At 68.7% G+C, this 17,251-nt stretch carries 17 protein-coding genes; 5 read left to right on the plus strand and 12 right to left on the minus strand.

What is annotated here, in order from left to right; genetic code table 11:
- Window positions 1–28 precede the first annotated feature (28 nt).
- Genes VFU06_07810 through VFU06_07825 form a run of 4 tightly spaced genes read left to right on the plus strand, consistent with a single transcriptional unit; the run spans window position 29 to window position 4,203 of the window.
- Window positions 29–802, plus strand: coding sequence for a hypothetical protein (locus tag VFU06_07810; GenBank protein HEU5209299.1), 774 nt, complete (start codon window positions 29–31; stop codon window positions 800–802).
- Entirely contained in the window at window positions 799–2,976 is a 2,178-nt protein-coding gene (locus VFU06_07815; GenBank protein ID HEU5209300.1) for a 3-hydroxyacyl-CoA dehydrogenase NAD-binding domain-containing protein, read from the plus strand. Before VFU06_07810 ends, VFU06_07815 begins: the two co-directional genes overlap by 4 nt.
- A complete protein-coding gene (locus tag VFU06_07820) occupies window positions 2,973–3,521 on the plus strand; it encodes a DUF402 domain-containing protein (GenBank protein ID HEU5209301.1) in 549 nt (182 codons plus the stop codon). Before VFU06_07815 ends, VFU06_07820 begins: the two co-directional genes overlap by 4 nt.
- 49 nt (window positions 3,522–3,570) lie before the next feature.
- Window positions 3,571–4,203 (plus strand): thioredoxin domain-containing protein, encoded by a 633-nt coding sequence (locus VFU06_07825; GenBank protein HEU5209302.1) that lies wholly within the window; start codon window positions 3,571–3,573, stop codon window positions 4,201–4,203.
- Here the strand turns inward: VFU06_07825 and VFU06_07830 are convergent, their stop codons facing one another.
- Genes VFU06_07830 through VFU06_07845 form a run of 4 tightly spaced genes read right to left on the minus strand, consistent with a single transcriptional unit; the run spans window position 4,204 to window position 6,377 of the window.
- Window positions 4,204–4,404, minus strand: coding sequence for a hypothetical protein (locus VFU06_07830; protein HEU5209303.1), 201 nt, complete (start codon window positions 4,402–4,404; stop codon window positions 4,204–4,206).
- Entirely contained in the window at window positions 4,401–4,886 is a 486-nt protein-coding gene (locus tag VFU06_07835; GenBank protein ID HEU5209304.1) for a vitamin K epoxide reductase family protein, read from the minus strand. The genes VFU06_07830 and VFU06_07835 overlap by 4 nt, the downstream gene beginning before the upstream one ends.
- 11 nt (window positions 4,887–4,897) lie before the next feature.
- A complete protein-coding gene (locus VFU06_07840; GenBank protein HEU5209305.1) occupies window positions 4,898–5,623 on the minus strand; it encodes a DsbA family protein in 726 nt (241 codons plus the stop codon).
- Window positions 5,624–5,681: 58 nt separating this feature from the next.
- Complete coding sequence (locus VFU06_07845) at window positions 5,682–6,377, minus strand: HAD hydrolase-like protein (protein ID HEU5209306.1); 696 nt, start codon at window positions 6,375–6,377, stop codon at window positions 5,682–5,684.
- A gap of 3 nt (window positions 6,378–6,380) precedes the next feature.
- Here VFU06_07845 and VFU06_07850 point away from each other — a divergent pair, with 3 nt between their 5' ends.
- Window positions 6,381–7,334, plus strand: coding sequence for a biosynthetic peptidoglycan transglycosylase (locus VFU06_07850; protein ID HEU5209307.1), 954 nt, complete (start codon window positions 6,381–6,383; stop codon window positions 7,332–7,334).
- A gap of 19 nt (window positions 7,335–7,353) precedes the next feature.
- Here the strand turns inward: VFU06_07850 and VFU06_07855 are convergent, their stop codons facing one another.
- From VFU06_07855 to VFU06_07890, 8 genes are all read right to left on the minus strand, one after another.
- Entirely contained in the window at window positions 7,354–8,277 is a 924-nt protein-coding gene (locus tag VFU06_07855) for a P1 family peptidase (GenBank protein ID HEU5209308.1), read from the minus strand.
- A gap of 2 nt (window positions 8,278–8,279) precedes the next feature.
- On the minus strand, window positions 8,280–9,074 hold the full coding sequence (locus VFU06_07860) for a gamma-glutamyl-gamma-aminobutyrate hydrolase family protein (GenBank protein ID HEU5209309.1): 795 nt from the start codon (window positions 9,072–9,074) through the stop codon (window positions 8,280–8,282).
- 33 nt (window positions 9,075–9,107) lie between these two features.
- Complete coding sequence (locus VFU06_07865) at window positions 9,108–10,103, minus strand: threonine/serine dehydratase (protein ID HEU5209310.1); 996 nt, start codon at window positions 10,101–10,103, stop codon at window positions 9,108–9,110.
- On the minus strand, window positions 10,096–12,738 hold the full coding sequence (gene gyrA, locus VFU06_07870; GenBank protein HEU5209311.1) for a DNA gyrase subunit A: 2,643 nt from the start codon (window positions 12,736–12,738) through the stop codon (window positions 10,096–10,098). The genes VFU06_07865 and gyrA overlap by 8 nt, the downstream gene beginning before the upstream one ends.
- A 238-nt stretch (window positions 12,739–12,976) precedes the next feature.
- Entirely contained in the window at window positions 12,977–14,278 is a 1,302-nt protein-coding gene (locus VFU06_07875) for an amidohydrolase family protein (GenBank protein ID HEU5209312.1), read from the minus strand.
- Window positions 14,275–15,657 carry an amidohydrolase gene (locus VFU06_07880; protein HEU5209313.1) on the minus strand — a complete coding sequence of 461 codons (1,383 nt, stop codon included), beginning with the start codon at window positions 15,655–15,657 and terminating at the stop codon, window positions 14,275–14,277. Before VFU06_07880 ends, VFU06_07875 begins: the two co-directional genes overlap by 4 nt.
- 85 nt (window positions 15,658–15,742) lie before the next feature.
- Window positions 15,743–16,744 carry a glycosyltransferase gene (locus VFU06_07885; protein ID HEU5209314.1) on the minus strand — a complete coding sequence of 334 codons (1,002 nt, stop codon included), beginning with the start codon at window positions 16,742–16,744 and terminating at the stop codon, window positions 15,743–15,745.
- A gap of 3 nt (window positions 16,745–16,747) precedes the next feature.
- Complete coding sequence (locus VFU06_07890; protein ID HEU5209315.1) at window positions 16,748–17,206, minus strand: hypothetical protein; 459 nt, start codon at window positions 17,204–17,206, stop codon at window positions 16,748–16,750.
- Window positions 17,207–17,251: the final 45 nt, after the last annotated feature.

Here is a 17,251-nt window from a genome sequence, read left to right on the forward strand (position 1 = left end):
GACAACTCGGACATTTCGGAGAAGCCTGATGAGACGACTCGTGCTGGGCCTTGTCGTGGCCGGAAGCGGTCTACTCGCCGCCTGCGGCGGTGGTGAGGTCGTGGTACAGGCGGCGATCCGCCCCGAGGCCGACGACGCAGCAGAGCCGACACCGCTGCCGAACCTCGAGGTCCGCGCAATTCCGTACGACCGCGACGCGATCTTCGACTCGCTGCGCACCGCCTACGGCGAGCCGGAGCCGGAGATTCCCGACAGCCTCTCGCAGCTGCAGGACGCGCTGGTCGAGGCGCAGGAGCAGCTCGCCGAGTCGGAAACACGCTGGAACGCGGCGCGCGACAGCCTGAAGACGCTCAGCGACCAGATGCAGCAGATGTCGCGTGGCAGCCCGCAGTACGTGGTCGCGTTCCGCGACTTCAACGCGCAGGAGGCGATCGAGCAGCAGCAGCGGCGCCTGATGGAGCAGGCGAACCAGCGCTACACGCAGATGCTGAGCGCGTTCAATGAGCAGAGTGCGGCGATCCGCGCCCGCCGGCAGGCCTGGGGGGACGAGGCGTTCGCATCGGTGAACGAAGTCATCGAAGCGCGTCTCGAGGCGAGCGGCCTGACGGAGCACTGGGACACGACGGACGGGAACGGCGTCGTGCGCTTCGAAGGGCTGAAGCAGGGCGACTGGTGGATTCACGCGCGCTACGACCTGCCGTACACAGAGCTGTACTGGAACGTGCCGGTCCAGGTGGAGGGCAGTGATCCGGTCACCCTCATCCTGAACCGCCAGAACGCGCAGGTCCGGCCCAAGCTGTGACGGGTCCGACGGCAACGCGCGACCAGGCGGCGCTGACGCTCGAACAGACGGGCGACGGCGTCGCCTGGCTCGTTTTCGACCGACCCGACAGCAAGGTCAACCTGCTGGACGAGCCGACGATGCAGCGGCTCGAGCAGCTGCTCGGTGAGCTCGAGGAGCTGGTGCGCACGCATGCAGTGCGCGTGGTGCTCGTGCGGAGCGGCAAGGAGGGCAGCTTCATTGCCGGTGCCGACGTGAACGCGATCGCGGCGATCACGGACCCGGCAGAAGCGGAGGCCAAGGCACGCTCGGGCCAGCGGCTCTTCCGGCGGCTCGAGCAGCTTGCCGTGCCGACCATCGCAGCGGTCGACGGCATCTGCCTGGGTGGTGGCACGGAGCTCATCCTCGCCTGCACCTACCGGCTTGCGAGCGAGCGGCCCGAGACGAAGATCGGGCTTCCGGAAGTGCAGCTCGGCATCATCCCGGGCTTCGGCGGCACGACTCGCCTGCCGCGCCTGATCGGCCTGCGCGCCGCCTCGGACCTGATCCTCACGGGTCGCAACGTGGATGCGCGCCGGGCGCAGCGCATGGGTCTGATCGACGAGGCAGTGCCCACACCGGCGCTCTACGAGCGCGCGGAAGCGGTGGCGCGTGCGTACATGCAGGGGCGACCGCCGGAGCGGCGTGACCGTCGCGGCGCGGCGACGAAGGTGCTCGAAGGCACGATGCCGGGACGCCGCGTGCTGTTCTCGCAGGCACGCAAGCAGGTGATGAAGCAGACGAGGGGGCACTACCCCGCCCCGCTGGCTGCGCTGCAGGTCATGAAGGAGTCTGTCGGGCTGCCGCTCGACGCGGCGCTGGACGTGGAAGCGCGGGCGGTCGGCACGCTCGTCGTGAGCGAAGTTTCCAAGAACCTGATTCACGTGTTCCACCTGATGGAAGCGGCCAGGAAGGCCGCGCCGGCGGGTGCAGCGGCGCGCGAGGTGGAGCGTGCGGCCGTGGTCGGGGCGGGAGTGATGGGCGGCGGGATCGCGCAGCTGCTGGCCACGCGCGGCATCGGCGTGCGACTCAAGGACATCAACAACCCCGCATTGTCGAGCGGGCTGCGTCACGCGCGCGAGCTGTTCGACGGGGCGGTGAGCCGCAGGCGGCTGACGAAGCGCGAGGCCAATCAGCAGATGGACCTGATCGCGCCCACATTGGAGTACTCCGGGTTCGGCCAGGTCGACGTGGTGATCGAGGCGGTCGTCGAGCGGATGGACGTGAAGAAGCAGGTGCTCGCCGACGTCGAGTCGCGGACCCGCGGGGAGTGCGTGCTGTCGACGAACACGTCATCGCTGTCGGTCAGCGAGATGCAGAGCGCGCTCGCGCGGCCCGGCGACTTCTGCGGCATGCACTTCTTCAATCCCGTGCACCGCATGCCGCTGGTGGAGGTCATCCGCGGGCAGCAGTCGTCCGACGCGGCCATCGCGACGATCGTCGCGCTCGCGCGCCGGCTGGGGAAGACGCCGATCATCGTGGAAGACGGGCCCGGTTTCCTCGTCAACCGCATCCTTGGTCCGTACATCAACGAAGCCGGCTGGCTGCTCGCGGACGGCGCATCGGTCGTAGCTGTCGACCAGGTGCTCACCCGTTTCGGCATGCCGATGGGGCCTCTCCGACTGCTCGACGAGGTGGGCTTCGACGTGTCCCGCCATGCCGGCGCCACGCTTCACGAGGCGTTCGGCGAGCGGCTGGCTCCCGCGCCACCGCTCATCGCGCTGGAGCACACGAAGCTGCTCGGCAGGAAGGGCGGCAAGGGCTTCTACGAGTACGAGAAGGACCGTGAGAAGGGGCGCAACGAGGGGATCTACCAGGCGCTCGGCGCCGCCGTCCCGTCGGAGCGGCGTGAGATCAGCGCCAACGAGATCCGTGACCGGACCGTTCTCGCGATGGTGAACGAGGCGGCGCGGGCACTGGAGGACGGCATCGTCCCCGGGCCCGGCGAAGTCGACCTCGGCATGATCACCGGCACTGGCTTTCCGCCCTTCCACGGCGGCCTGCTCCGGTATGCGGACCGCCGCGGCATTTCCTCGATCGTGCAACGCCTCGAGGAGCTGGCGGAGCGCCACGGCGCCCGCTTCACGCCGGCACCGTTGCTGCGCCGTTACGCGGACGAGGGGCGCGGCTTCTACCCTGCAGGTCCGTCGGCGTGAGCGCCGGCGACGTCGTCATCCACTACCATCGCCCACCGGATCGCTACGAGCGGTTCGAGCAGCACCTCGTGCACCGCACGCAGGACTGCGTCGTGACGCTGCTCGAATCTGCGAGCGTCAGGCGCAACATCATGATCGGTGGCGTCACCGCGCTCGAGCCGGGCGCGAGTGTCGTGTGGTTCACGTTCCGCAATGCGTGGCACGACGTCGGGCGCTTCCACACGCGGGCCGACGAGTTCACCGGCGTGTATGCAAACGTGCTGACGCCGGTGGACGGGTTCGACGGACACGAGTGGCGCACGACGGACCTGTTCCTCGATGTCTGGCAGCCGCCGGGCGGCCGCGCGCGGATCCTCGATGAGGACGAGCTCGCAGAGGCACGCCGGGCGGGTGTCATCGACGAGGCGACAGCACGACGCGCCGAAGCGGAGGCCGCCGCACTGGTGGAAGCGGCACGAACCGGCGCATGGCCGCCGGCGATCGTTCACGAGTGGACGCTCGAGCGCGCGCGAGGGCACGTTCGCCGGCAGGAGGGTGTACGCTAGCCGGGCCGCGCTGCCGCGGCTGCACCATCGCATCCCGGGAGTCCAGTTGATGCACGCAACCGCTTTCGCCCGTTTCGCCCTGCTGCTCGGCCTGCTGGCCGTCGCGCAGCCGGTGGCGGCGCAGGGCGATTCGTTCTTCGAGCGCGCCTCGCGCAGTCGCATGAAGGGTCCACAATCCGCGCCCGTGCTCATCTACGAGATCTCGGATTTCCAGTGTCCGTTCTGCGCCGAGTTCGCGCGTACCGTTTACCCGAGGATCGACAGCACCTTCATCCGCGCCGGCCATGTGCAGTGGGTCTTCGTACATCTGCCGATGCCGAACCACGCGAACGCCTGGGCGGCATCGGAAGCATCACTTTGCGCAGGGGCGCTCGGCGACCGCTTCTGGCAGATGCACGACAGGATCTTTGCGAGCCAGGACGAGTGGAACGTTGCCGATGATCCGGTGGCCATGTTCGCGCGCTACGCCAGCGAGCTGGGCATACCCGCCGATGCGTATGCCGACTGCGTGCGCGAGGATCGCGTGGCAAGTCTCATCCTGGCCGATGTGATCTTCGCCGCGAGCACGCGCGTAAGCGGCACGCCGATGTTCATCATCAACAATGAGCGGACGATCGTCGGCCTGAAATCCTTCGATGAATGGCAGGCGCTGCTGAAGAAGGAAATCGAACGGAAGCAGTAGCTACTCGGCCGCCACGCGATACGCCGCGACCAGGCGGCGCCTGTCGATGTAGATCTCACCCGTGATCGCAAGGTCCTCGCGCAGCGCATCGATGAGACGATCGTAGCGGGCCAGAACGTCGCCTGGCAGATCCACCACCATCTCGTGAAACGAGCCGCGGTCGGCAAAAACGAGTCGGACGGGTACGCGTGTCTGGCTCACGAAGCGCTCCCGCGCATGCGCGCGAATTCGGGAATCACGGCAAGGAAGAGAAGCCCGGCAACGACCGCGGAGCCGATGCACCACCTGCACCAGGCGTGGATCACGTACATCTCGAGGTACGTCAGGTAGATGCTGAAGCCGGCACCGATCACGGCGCCGGTGACCAGCACCGCGGCGATGCGCCGGTCTGCGAGCCCGCCCGCCCGTGTACCGATCAGGGCCGCCAGGAAGAGCACACCGTAACCGAGCAGGCCGATGAGTGGGACGGGCACCCCGAGAACGTCTGCCCACGGAGAGTTCTGCACGGTCTGGCAGCCACCCGTACCACACATGATGGACCCGATCAGGCCGACATGGTACAGCAGCATGTACGTGGAGATCAGCATGCCGATGAGCGCAAGGACCGCCACGACCATCCGGTTCAGCGGTGGTGTCGCCTCGATCTGCGACTCCACCGCCTCACCCGACCGCTGTTCCGTCACGGCATCCCGGCTCACGTACCGGTCGCCGCTCCGGCCGAGGCGCCCGCCATCGCCTGGATCTCCGCCCTGGCTGCCTCGAAATCGTTCCAGTTCTGAAGCTGGCGCCCGTTCACGAAGACGGTCGGGGTTCCGCGCACGCCGAGCTGACTGCCCAGCATCTGGCTTGCCGTGACCGTTTCCGCGTGGGCATCGCTCTCCAGGCAGCTGCGGAACTGGCTCATGTCCAGGCCGAGCGTCTGCGCGTACTCGACCAGCAGGTCGGTCGGCGTCGTCCTGCTGTACGACCACTGCTCCTGCTGCGCGAAGGCGAGGTCATGGTACTCCCAGAACTTGCCCTGGTCGTTCGCGCAGCGCGCGGCACGCGACACGATGAACGAGTGCGGGTGTCCCGAGAGGGGGAAATCGTAGTAGACGAGCTGCACCTGGCCGCTCTCGACCAGGTCCGCCTTGAGCGGCGCCTCCACCTGCAGCGCCCAGTGCTTGCAGCCCGGGCACTGGAAGTCGCTGAACACGAGCATCTTGATCGGCGCATTCGGATCACCGACCGGGATGCCCTGGGCGCGCTCGAGAAGCGCGGACGCGTCCTCGACGTTGGAAAGCTCGATCGGCTCCGTCACCATGCCGGAGTCGCCGCCCATTGCAGCGAGGAGGATCGCGCCGACGCCCAGCACCGCAACGATGCCGAGAATCCAGTAGAACGTCTTCGGGCTGGAGCCCTTCTGCTTCGCTTTCGCCACGTTTCACTCCTGGGTCGATGATGCCGCCAAGCTACTCGCTGGCACCTGCCCGGTAAAGTCAGGCCAGGAGCACGTCGAGCACGGAGGCGGTGTCGCTCAGGTCCGCGAATACCACGTCCGCGCCCGCCGCCCGCAGCGACTCGCCGTCATGGCTGCCGGTCGCAACCGCGACGGCCGTCACGCCCAGTGCCCGGCCGCACGTCACGTCGTTCGGGGTGTCCCCGACGACCACCACGTCCCGCCCCCTGAACTCGACCCCGGTCAGCTCCGCCGCGCGCTGCACTGCGACCGGGGGGAGCCCGTCCCGCTGCTCGCAGTCGCTGCCGAAGGCGCCGAAGCGGAACAGCGCGGGCTGGATCCGGGCGGACGTCAGCTTGAGCGCGGCACCCTGCGCGATGTTGCCCGTCAGCAGTGCCAGCACCGCATCGTCCTCGCCGTCCAGCGCATCCAGCAGCGCCCGCACACCCGGCAGCACCACCGTCTCGTGGCCCGGCGATTCCAGCTCGGAGGCCAGCTCCCGCAGGTAGGTGTCCCACAGCCGCGACAACCGCGCATCGATGGCCGCATCGCTCAGGCCTGCCAGCCGGAGCAGCTCGCGCGCGATTTGCGGATCCGTCTTGCCGCTGAAATGATGCGTGGAGATCGGGCCCGCCGTGCCGTACACTTCCAGCAGCGCGCGGTGGAACGCCCGCCGTGGTGCGCCACGGGCCGTCAGAATGGTGCCGTCGATATCGAACAGGATGAGCTTGCGCATACGATGATCCGCCGACTGCTGCTCGCGCTGCCGCTCGCGGCATTCGGCGCGTTCTGGTTCTGGTTTCTGACCGCGCCCTGGCCCGTCACGCTGCCGTTCCGCGATCCGTCCGCAACCGCGTTCATGCGGATGCGCGTCGACGAGGCCGCCGCCGCAGGGGACGAGCTCGACATCGAGCACCGCCCGGTCCCGCTCGAGGAAATCGCGCCCGCCATGCGCCGCGCGGTCGTTGTCGCCGAGGACGGTCGATTTCACGACCACGGGGGCATCGACTGGCACGCCCTGGCCGAGGAAGTCCGCTGGAGCGGCGACGATGATTTCAGCGTCCTCAGCCTCTCCGACTGGGGCGCCATGCTCGACGCGCTCCGCTACTACCGCGCGAACTCCGAAAAGATTCGCGGCCGCAGCACGATCACGCAGCAGCTCGCGAAAAACCTCTACTTCTCCGACGATCGCTCACTGATGCGCAAGCTCGAGGAGCTGATCGTCGCGAAGCGGCTCGAATGGTTCCTCTCCAAGGAGCGCATCCTCGAGCTGTACCTCAACACGGTGGAGCTCGGCCCGGGCATCTTCGGCGTGGAGGCGGCAGCGCAGCACTACTTCGGTGTGCCGGCCTCGGAGCTGTCGCGTTACCAGGCCGCGTCGCTCGCTGCGACCCTGCCGCATCCGCTCTCCTCCAACCCGTCGCGCAACCCGGGGCGTATGGCGTGGCGACGCGACATGATCCTGGGCCGCATGGGCGGCAGCGGTCCCGTGGAGACGGTGCCGCTCGCGCCCGAGGACGTCGAGGTGGATGAGCCGGACGTGATCGGAGAGCCGGTCAATGAGCGTGTGCCCGTCGAGGAGCCGGCCGAGTCGACCGGGCGCGCCGGGCCGCCGACGGCCGGCGAGCCCGTACCTCCAGCCGAGCCGATCGACACCTCGACAGCCTCGCCGGATCCTCCTGCTCGTCGCTGAGCGAGCGCAGGTCGCCGGCTCAGCGAGCAACTCCGCGCTCGATTGCCTGCTCCAGCGCGTGACCGGCACGCACGCCGAGCGACAGAAGGTCAGCCGGCGCAAGCTCGCGCGTATCCGGCGCAGTGGTGAGAGCAAAGACGACATCGCCGTCGAACGGGGTGTTCACCGGCGTGATGCGTCGGGCGAGCGCATTGGCCGCGATGTGCGCAACCGTCTGCAGTGCCGCGCGCGTGAGCGGCGCATCGAGCACGACCGCGGCCAGCGTCGTATTCGTTCCCGCTGATGCGCCGAACCGTCCACCGCTGAGAGCGCCGTTGCGCAGCAGTGCCTCGGCGTCCGCGAACGCGCCACTCGCATCGCGTGCACCGGCGATGATGCGACCGTCGGCGCCGCGCACGTCCCCGAGTGCGTTCACTACGGCGACTGCGCTGATGCTGCCGCTCGTCGAGTGCTCCGTATGAATGCCGAGCCCGCCCGCGGACGCCCGCTCCGGGCCGAGCAGCTTTCCGACAGTAGCGCCGGTGCCCGCCCCCACTGCGCCCTCGGCGACGTCGGCCGCGCGCGCGTCGTCGCACGCGGCCTCCCCCAGCGCCGCGTCCGGGCGTCGCGTTGCGCTGCCGGCCCCGAGATCGAAAATGACCGCCGCCGGCACGATCGGCACACGCGCGACGCCCACGTCGAAGCCCACGCCCGCGCGTTCGAGCCACCGCATCACGCCGTCGGCCGCTGCGAGTCCGAATGCGGATCCACCCGTGAGCAGAACCGCATCGATGCCGGGGACCAGGTGGGTGGGGGAAAGTGCGTCCAGCTCCCGCGTGCCGGTCGCGAGGCCGCGGACGCTGACTGCTCCGCGGAACGGCCCGAGCAGCACCGTGCACCCCGTGCGCGCTGCAACGTCGGTCGCATGGCCGATGCGCAGGCCGTCAACGAGCTGTGCGGGCATGGTCAGGAAGCGAACCCTCTCCCGGTCGCGGCCTCGCTTCCCGCGACGGCGCCGTGCAGAACCTCCGCAAACGCCTGGAACAGCAGACGGTCGGGATCATTGCCGGGGGTCGAGGCCTCATAGCGTTCGGGATGCCACTGCACCCCCACCAGCCACGGCTGATCGCGCCCCTCCACCGCCTCGACCATCCCGTCCTCCGCACGCGCAACGACGGACAGCCCCGGCGCGACGTCGCGGATCGCCTGGTGGTGGTAGGAGTTGATGAACAGCTCTTCGTTCTGGACGATCTCGTGCAGTCGTGAGCCCGTGACCACGCTCGCGCAGTGCGTGCGCTGTCCCCAGTCTTCGCGCTGCTGATGCAGCACGGGGCCGGGACGCTCCGTTGCCAGGTCCTGGAAGAGCGTGCCGCCCATGGCGACGTTGATCACCTGCGCACCCCGACAGATGCCGAGCACCGGCATCTGCTGCTGCAGTGCGTATTCCAGCGCGTTGAACTCGACCTCATCACGGCGGCGGTTGACACTGCCGAGCGCCGGGCTTGGCTCCGCTCCGTAGCGCGCCGGATCCACGTCCTCGCCGCCACTCAGCACGAGGCCGGCGCATGCGTTCATCAGTGCACGCACCGCCTGCGGCGAATGCGCCGGTGTGATCAGTACGGTGGCGAGGCCGACTGCCTCGAGCGCATTGATGTAGGACTCGTATATGGCGACGGCGGGCCGCTGATACGTGCCGCCCTCATCGATGCACGTGGTGGTCAGGGCAACACGGGGAGCGCTGTGTCCTGCAGGTCCGTTCATGGTCCCCAGGGGGTGGCAATCATCGCGCCAGAGTCAGACGGCGGGCAGTGTCGGAGGTGGCTCACTGCGTGCGGCCAGTAGTTCCAGCGCACGCACGGGATCGAGATTGCCGCCGGACAGAACCGCGACCGTGCGCAGACCGCGCGCATCGAACGCACCGCTTCGCAGCGCCGCAACCGTCGCTGCGCCGGAAAATTCGACGACGAGCTTGCTCTTCTGCAACAGCAGCCCGGTCGCCTCGATGATTGCGTCGTCGCTGACGGTGACGACCTCGTCCACGAACGCGAGCGCGTGCGCCACGTTCAGATCGCCCGGCCGCACCGGCATGAGTCCGTCGGCTACCGTGCGGTGCGCCTGGATCGTGACCGGATGGCCTGCCCTGATCGACTGCTGCATCGCATTCGCGTGCTCCGGCTCCACGCCGATGATGCGGCAGCCGGGCAGTACGTCCCTGATCCAGGCGGCGATGCCGCTGATCAGGCCGCCACCTCCGACCGGAACGAGCACGACCTCTGCCTCCGGCCAGTCCTCCGCGATCTCGACGCCGGCGGTGCCCTGCCCCGCGATCGTGCGGGCATCATCGAATGCGGGAATGATCGTCAGCCCCTGCTCCGCCGCGATCGCTTCCGCGCGCTCCTGGCGCTCGACGGACGTCGTTCCCTCGAGCACGACGTCGGCGCCGAGCGCGCGCGCGCCATCGAGCTTCACGCGCGGCGCCGTCGTCGGCATGACGACGACGGCCCGTATGCCGAACAGCTTCGCTGCGAGCGCGACCCCCTGGGCGTGGTTGCCGGACGAGTATGCGATCACGCCGCGGGCACGTTCCTCGTCCGTCAGCGATGCCACGGCGTTGTACGCGCCGCGGATCTTGAACGCCCCTGCCCGCTGCAGGTTCTCGCACTTGAGTCGCACTTCGGCGCCGAGCTCCTCGTCGAGCCAGGGCGCGGGCAGCAGCGGCGTCCGGATGACGACGTCGCGCAGGCGGTCGGCCGCAGCGCGGATCGCTGCGGCCCCGACCAGCTCACTCATCGCCGGTCACGTCCTCGTCGAAATCGCCGGTGAAGTCATCGACCTCGTCATCCGGGAAATCCCCGTTCGTTGCCGATGCCTCGAGCCCTCCGATGAAATCGGCGTCCGGCTCGTCGATGTAGTCCGGCTCCGGCACCTCGATTCCCTCCGTGCCCGCCGGTCCGCCGTTGGTGGACGGCAGCGTGCTGTCATCCTCAGGTACCACGCGCGCCACGTCGACGATGGTGTCGCCCTCGTCCATGCGCATCACGCGCACGCCCTGCGTGTTGCGGCCGATCACGCGGATCTCGTTCACGCGCTGGCGGTTCACGACGCCGTTGCGCGTGATCATCATCAGCTCGTCGCCCGGGTAGACGCCCTTGATGGCGACCACCTTACCCGTGGTCTCGTTGACGCGGAAGTTGATGACGCCCTGGCCGCCGCGTGTCTGCAGGCGGTACTCCTCGATGTCCGTGCGCTTGCCACGTCCGTGCTCGGACACGACCAGCAGCGTCGCGCGCTCGGGACCATCCGTCCGGCCGACGACCATCCCGACCACCACATCGTCGCCGCGCAGGCGGATGCCGCGGACACCGGTCGTTACCCGCCCCATCTCACGCACGTCGCTTTCCTCGAAGCGGATCGCCATGCCGTCCCGCGTCGCGAGGATGACGTTGTCGGAGCCGGTCGTGATCTGGACGTCGATCAGCTCGTCGCCTTCCTCGATGTTGATTGCGTTGACGCCGGTCACACGCACGTGCCGGTAGGCATCCAGCGACGTCTTCTTCACCGTGCCGCGCCGCGTCACGAACATCAGGTTGAGCGCTGGATCGAACTCGCGCACCGGGACAATGGCGGCCACGCGCTCGTCCGGGCCGAGCGACAGCAGATTGACGAGCGGCTTGCCGCGCGCGTTGCGGCTGGCGGTCGGGATCTCGTGGACCTTCAGCCAGTAGCAGTGGCCGCGCGCCGTGAACACCATGAGGTAGTCGTGCGTCGCAGCCGTGTAGAGGTGCTCGACCCAGTCCTCCTCGCGCGCGACCACGCCCTGCAGGCCGCGCCCGCCGCGCCGCTGCGCGCGGTAGGTCGTGAGCGGCAGCCGCTTCGCGTAGCCGGCGTGCGAGATCGTGATCACCATCTCCTCGTCGGCGATCAGGTCCTCGATCGACAGCATGTTGAAATCGGTGAGCGCGGTGCGCCGCTCGTCGCCGTACTCCTCGGCAACGCGGCGCAGCTCCGAGACCACGATCTCCATGCGGCGCTCGCGGCGCTCCAGGATATCGCGCAGGTCGGTGATCGTCGCGCGCACCTCCGCCAGCTCCTGCTCCAGCTTCTCGCGCTCGAGCCCCGTCAGGCGGGCCAGGCGCATGTCGAGGATCGCCTTGGCCTGACGCTCCGAGAGGCCGAAGCGCTCCTGCAGCTGCGCATTCGCCTGCTCCGTGTCGTCGGCAGCCCGGATCAGCGCGATCACGGCGTCGATGTTGTCGACGGCGATCTTGAGGCCCTCGAGAATGTGCTCGCGCTCGAGCGCATTCCGCAGCTCGTACTCGGCGCGCCGCGTGACGACCTCGTGACGGTGATCCACGAAGTGCTGGATCATCTCGCGCAGGTCCATGATCTTCGGCACGCCATCGACCAGCGCGAGCATGATGACGCCGAACGTGGACTGCATCTGCGTGTGCTTGTAGAGCTGGTTCAGCACGATCTGCGGAATCGCGTCGCGCTTCAGCTCGATCACCACACGGATGCCGTGGCGGTCCGACTCGTCGCGCAGGTCGGTGATCTCCGCCACCTTCTTCTCGCGCACCAGTGCGGCGATCTGTTCGATCATCCGCGACTTGTTGACCATGTACGGGATCTCCGTCACGATCAGCCGCGGCTTGCCGTTGTCCGGCTCCTCGATATCGACCTTCGCGCGCATGACCACGCGGCCGCGCCCTGTCTGGTAGGCGTCGCGAATCCCCTCGAACCCGCAGATGTAGCCCGCGGTCGGGAAGTCCGGGCCCTTCACGAACTTCATCAGGTCGTTGACCGTGGCGTCCTGGTTCTCGATCAGGTGCACGCACGCGCTCACCACCTCGCGCAGATTGTGCGGCGGGATGTTGGTCGCCATGCCGACGGCGATGCCGCTGCTGCCGTTGACGAGCAGGTTCGGGAAGGCCGCGGGCATGACGCGCGGCTCCTCGAGGCGGCCGTCGAAGTTGGGCGAGAAGTCGACGGTCTCCTTTTCGATGTCGGCGAGCAGCTCGCCGGCCAGGCGGGTGAGGCGCGCTTCCGTGTAGCGGTAGGCAGCCGCGCCGTCGCCGTCGATCGAGCCGAAGTTGCCCTGGCCGTCCACGAGCGGGTAGCGCATGGCGAAATCCTGCGCCATGCGGACCATCGCCTCGTAGACCGCGAGGTCGCCGTGCGGGTGGTACTTGCCGAGCACATCGCCGACCACCGTCGCGCTCTTCTTGTACGGCCGGCCCGCGGACAGCCCGGCCTGCGACATCGCATAGAGAATCCGGCGGTGCACGGGCTTGAGCCCGTCACGTACGTCCGGCAGCGCACGCTGCACGATCACGCTCATCGAGTAGTCGAGGAACGAGTCCCTCATCTCCTCCTCGATCAGGCGCGGCAGCACCCTCTGCTCGAATTCCGGCGGCATCGTCGACATCGATACTCCGTCTTGCAGTTCGGTCACCGGGGCGGTTGCGCCGGCAGACCTTCCTGATACCCTCGTACGCGCGCGTGGTGCCCGCGTGCGCGGGCGCGCGGGCGCGCGAGGCCGGCCGCCTCAGCCGGCCGGGGACCGCCAGCCACGCGGCGCGTCCCGGAACGCAGACCGCCACCCGCGCTCCAGGCGCGGGTGGCGGCTCCCGTGGGCCCGACGCGGCCGGCGGCCGCCGGCCGGGTCAGTTCCGATACCGCTCGAAAAGCTGCTGCTGGCGGGTGTCCCGGATCTGCTCGTGGCCGCGGATGAAGACGTAGTCGGCCGAGGTCGTGAACTCGAAGGGGTCGCCGGACCAGACCACCACGTCGGCGTCCTGGCCGACCTCGAGCGTCCCGTACCGATCCGCGATGCCGAAGACCCGGGCGGGCGCCTGCGTGACGGCGGCGAGCGCCGCATCGTGCGGCAGGCCGTAGCTGACCGCGTTGCCGGCGACCTGCCGCAGATTGCGCACGTTGCTGCCATCGAACGACGAGAGCATCACGGTCACGCCCGCCGCATGGAGGCGCGCGGCGTTCTCCAGCGTTGCGCCCAGGTTGTCGAAGCCGGGGATGTTGTTCATCGAATTGATGATCACCGGCACGTCGGCGCTCGCCAGCTCGTCCGCCACCATCCAGCCCTCTTCGACGCCGGACAGGATGATCCGGACGTTCTCCTGCCGCGCGAAGTGAAGCGCATTCATGATGTCGGAGGCGCGGTTCACGGTCACGATGAGCGGCACCTCGCGACGGAGCACGGGCTGCAGCGCCTCCAGGTCGAGCCGGGACAACGCATACTCGCGCCGGTTCCCCTGCTGGAAGGCATTGCGGTTGGAGGCGTAGTCGCGGGCATCCTGGAGCGCCTCGCGCAGCAGCAGCATGGCCGCCGCCCGCGAGCCACCGGCGCGTCCCGCGCCGGCCTCGCCCAGTGTGACGTAGACGCCGACGGGGTTGCGCACGATCATCTCGTCGGCCCGCAGCCCGTCCAGGTGGATCAGCACGCCCTGGCCGCGCAGGATCGACTGGAAGCCACCCGGCACGACGACAGCCCGCGTGATGCCTTCCACACGGGTCACCGGGATCGCCGTGGCGCGCGGGTTGAGCGCATCGGCGACGTTGAAGGCGGCCGTCAGCCGGTCATTCGAGGTGGCGGCGTCGTTGGTGCCCGACACGCCGCCGATCTCGACGATGCCGAGCGACGTCGACGCGTCGAGGAAGCCGGGCGTCACCACCTTGCCGGTCCCGTCGATCACGCGCGCGTTTTCCGGGACCTCCACGTCCGCGCCGACGGCAGCAATGCGGCCGTTGCGAATGACGATCGTACCGTTCTCGATCGTCGGTCCGCTGATCGTATGGATGCGCGCGTTGGTGATGGCGGTCGTCTGCGCGTGCAGGGCTGCGGCGGGAGCGAGCAGCGCGGCCATGGCGGCACCCAGTCCGGCCCGGGCGATGCGCGCAATGAATCGATTCCTGTGCAGCCGGGCGATCATCGGATGGAGGCGGCTCATGGCATCACCTCCTGCGGCAGGATGCCCAGCATGAAGTCGCTCTGGCGGTGCGTGGACGGATCGAGCCGGTCGTAGAGCAGCGCGCCATCGACGAAGACCTTCTCCGCCTTGGAGTAAACGCTGAACGGATCGCCGTCCCAGATGACGACGTCGGCCATCTTGCCGGACTCGAGCGAGCCCGTCACGTCGTCGACGCCGATCGCTTTCGCAGGGTTGATGGTGATCCAGCGAATCGCATCCTCGTAGCTGATGCGGATGCCGTTCCGGTTGCCGGCGGCCATGGCCTTCGCGGCCTCCTGGTTCAACCGCTGGATCCCCTGCGCGTCGTCGGAGTGGATGACGATGCATGCCCCGTCCTCGTGGAGCAGCGCGGCATTCTGCTGGATGCCGTCGTAGGCCTCGAGCTTGAAGCCCCACCAGTCCGCCCAGATTGAAGCGCAGATGTCGCGCTCCCTGAGCAGCTCGCCAATCTTGTACGCTTCGACGGCGTGGTGAAACGACGAGACCTGGTAGCCGAACTCGTCCGCGACGTCGATGACCTGCGCCATCTCGTCCGCGCGGTAGCAGTGGTGCTGCACCAGGATGTCGCCCTCGAGCACCCCGGCCAGGGTCTCGAGCTCGAGGTCGCGCGTGGGGCGACGCGCCGGATCACCTTCCATGTCGTCGCGGTACTTTGCCGCACGGATCCATGCAGCGCGGTACCCTGCGACGTTGCCCATCCGCGTTGCCGGTCCGCCGCGCTCGCCGTACACGCGCTTCGGATTCTCGCCACACGCCATCTTGAGACCGTACGGCGCCCCCGGGAACTTCATCCCCTGCACCGTGACGGACGGCACGTTCTTGACCGTGACGCTGCGTCCGCCGAACAGGTTTGCGGAGCCCGGCAGGATCTGCAGTGCGGTGATGCCACCCGCGCGCGCCAGCTCGAACTGCGGGTCCTGCGGCCAGACCGAATGCTCCGCCCACACCTCGGCCGTGTTCGGGCTCACCATCTCGTTGCCGTCGCTGACCGCGTCGACACCGGGTGCCGGATAGTCACCGAGATGCGAGTGCGAATCGATGATGCCGGGCGTGACCCACTTGCCCGAAGCGTCGATCACGCGGGCGCCCGGCGGCACGTCGATGTCGCGGCCCACCGCCGCGATCCGGCCGTTCCGCATCAGCACGGACCCGTTCTCGATCCGTGGCCCCGCGGCGGTCAGGATCGTCGCGTTCCGGATGAGGACGGGCGGTGCCTCGCGCGCCTCGTACGTCGACGGGAACGCGACGTCCGCTTCGCCGTCGCGCCGCTCGCCCGGTGCCGGTGATTGCGCCCCCGGCGTCTGCGCGGATGCGCAGCCGAGCCCGAGCAGCGCGCACGCAACAAGCGCTCGCTTCATGGGCAATGCTCCAACGATGTGAGGGTTGAGTCGGGTCTGGTTCAGGAGGCGAAGCTACGCGGGTCCGGCAGGCGCGGCAACCGACTCAGGCCACCGCGCAGAAGCCGGTGATCTCGTCCCGGCCGGCGGCGATGAGCGCAGCGCGGATCTCCGAGCGCGCCGCCGCACCGGCGACCGCCGCCACCACATAGTACCCGCGAAATGCTGCGATGCGCTCGGGTGCCACGACCGGCGCGCCGTGCACGGTCTGGCCGATCTTGCGTGGGTCGACGTCGACGAACGCGGCGACCCTCACCTGCTCGCACGCGAGAGCGCGGGCAAAGCGCTTTCCCACCGGGCCTGCCCCCCAGACCACCACGTCACGACCGGCCAGGCGCGTGGCCGCGAGGTGATGTGCCTTGCACTGCTGGAAGGCGAACTCCGTGTACCGCTCATCCGTCCGCGACAGGCGCCCCTCGCCCTCGCGCCAGTCGAGCAGCACCTCCGGTACGTTTGCGAGCCGCGCGCCCGCGGCATGCAGCCGGAGCACCAGGTCGTAGTCCTCGGGCCAGCCGTGCTCCTGGTAGCCACCGGCCCTCTCGTACGCGACGCGGCGCATCATCAGGGCGGGATGCGCGATGGGACACTCGACGAAGAGGTCGCGCTCCAGCTCGGACGGCTCCGTCAGCGAGTTGAGCCAGCGTTCGTAGCGACGCGCTCCGCCCCGGACGCGCTCGCGGGGGAAGTAGCGTACGCGCGTGCCGCACGCACCGATGCTGTCATCGGAATCGAGCAGTGCGACCTGCCTCGCCAGGCGCTCCGGATGTGCGACATCGTCGGCGTCCATGCGCGCGAGCAGGTCGCCATCGGCGGCATTCGCAGCGGCATCCAGCGCGGCGACGATGCCACGCGCGCGGCCGGGCAGCACGCGCACACGGCCGTCGCGCACCGCCCAGTCGGCCAGCAGTGCGCCGGTGCGGTCCGTCGAGCCGTCGTCGACGGCAATGACTTCGTAGTCGGAGAATGTCTGGGCTTCGAGAGACGCGATTGCCGCGGCCAGGTGGGCCGCGGCATCACGCGCGGGCAGCAGGATGGAAACGCGCGGCAAGCCTCAACGCACGGCTCGGAAGGTGCCGCTGTCGGTGCCGTAGTAGTCGGTGTGCAGATCCCAGTAGCCGACCATGGTACGGCCCCTCACCTCGCCCTCGTGCTCGAGCACGAAATCGATCTGGCGGCCCCCGTCGTCCAGCCAGCCCTCGAAGTCGAAGCGGATGTAGTCGTCGCGCACGTAGGCGCGTGCGGGTGAGTCGCTGCGGATCCGGTAGATCAGCGTACCCCGATCATCGCGCATGACCCAGTCGATATCGACCAACGCCTCATCGCCACGCTGGTCACGCACGCGGATCTCGCCATCGATGTAGTAGAACGGCGCGCCATCGACACTGCCGTCGTAGCTGTACCGCCCCTCGAGGTCACCGTACCCGAGGCCGAGCCGGTCACTGCACGCGCTCGTCAACAGGCCCAGCAACAGCACGGCGGGCAGAGCCAGCCTGGATCGAATCGACTTCATACTGCTTCTCCTCCGGTGTGGCGCTCCGACCTCATTACAGCAGGT

The sequence above is a fragment of the Longimicrobiales bacterium genome (genome assembly GCA_035764935.1).
Lineage (GTDB): Bacteria > Gemmatimonadota > Gemmatimonadetes > Longimicrobiales > RSA9 > DASTYK01.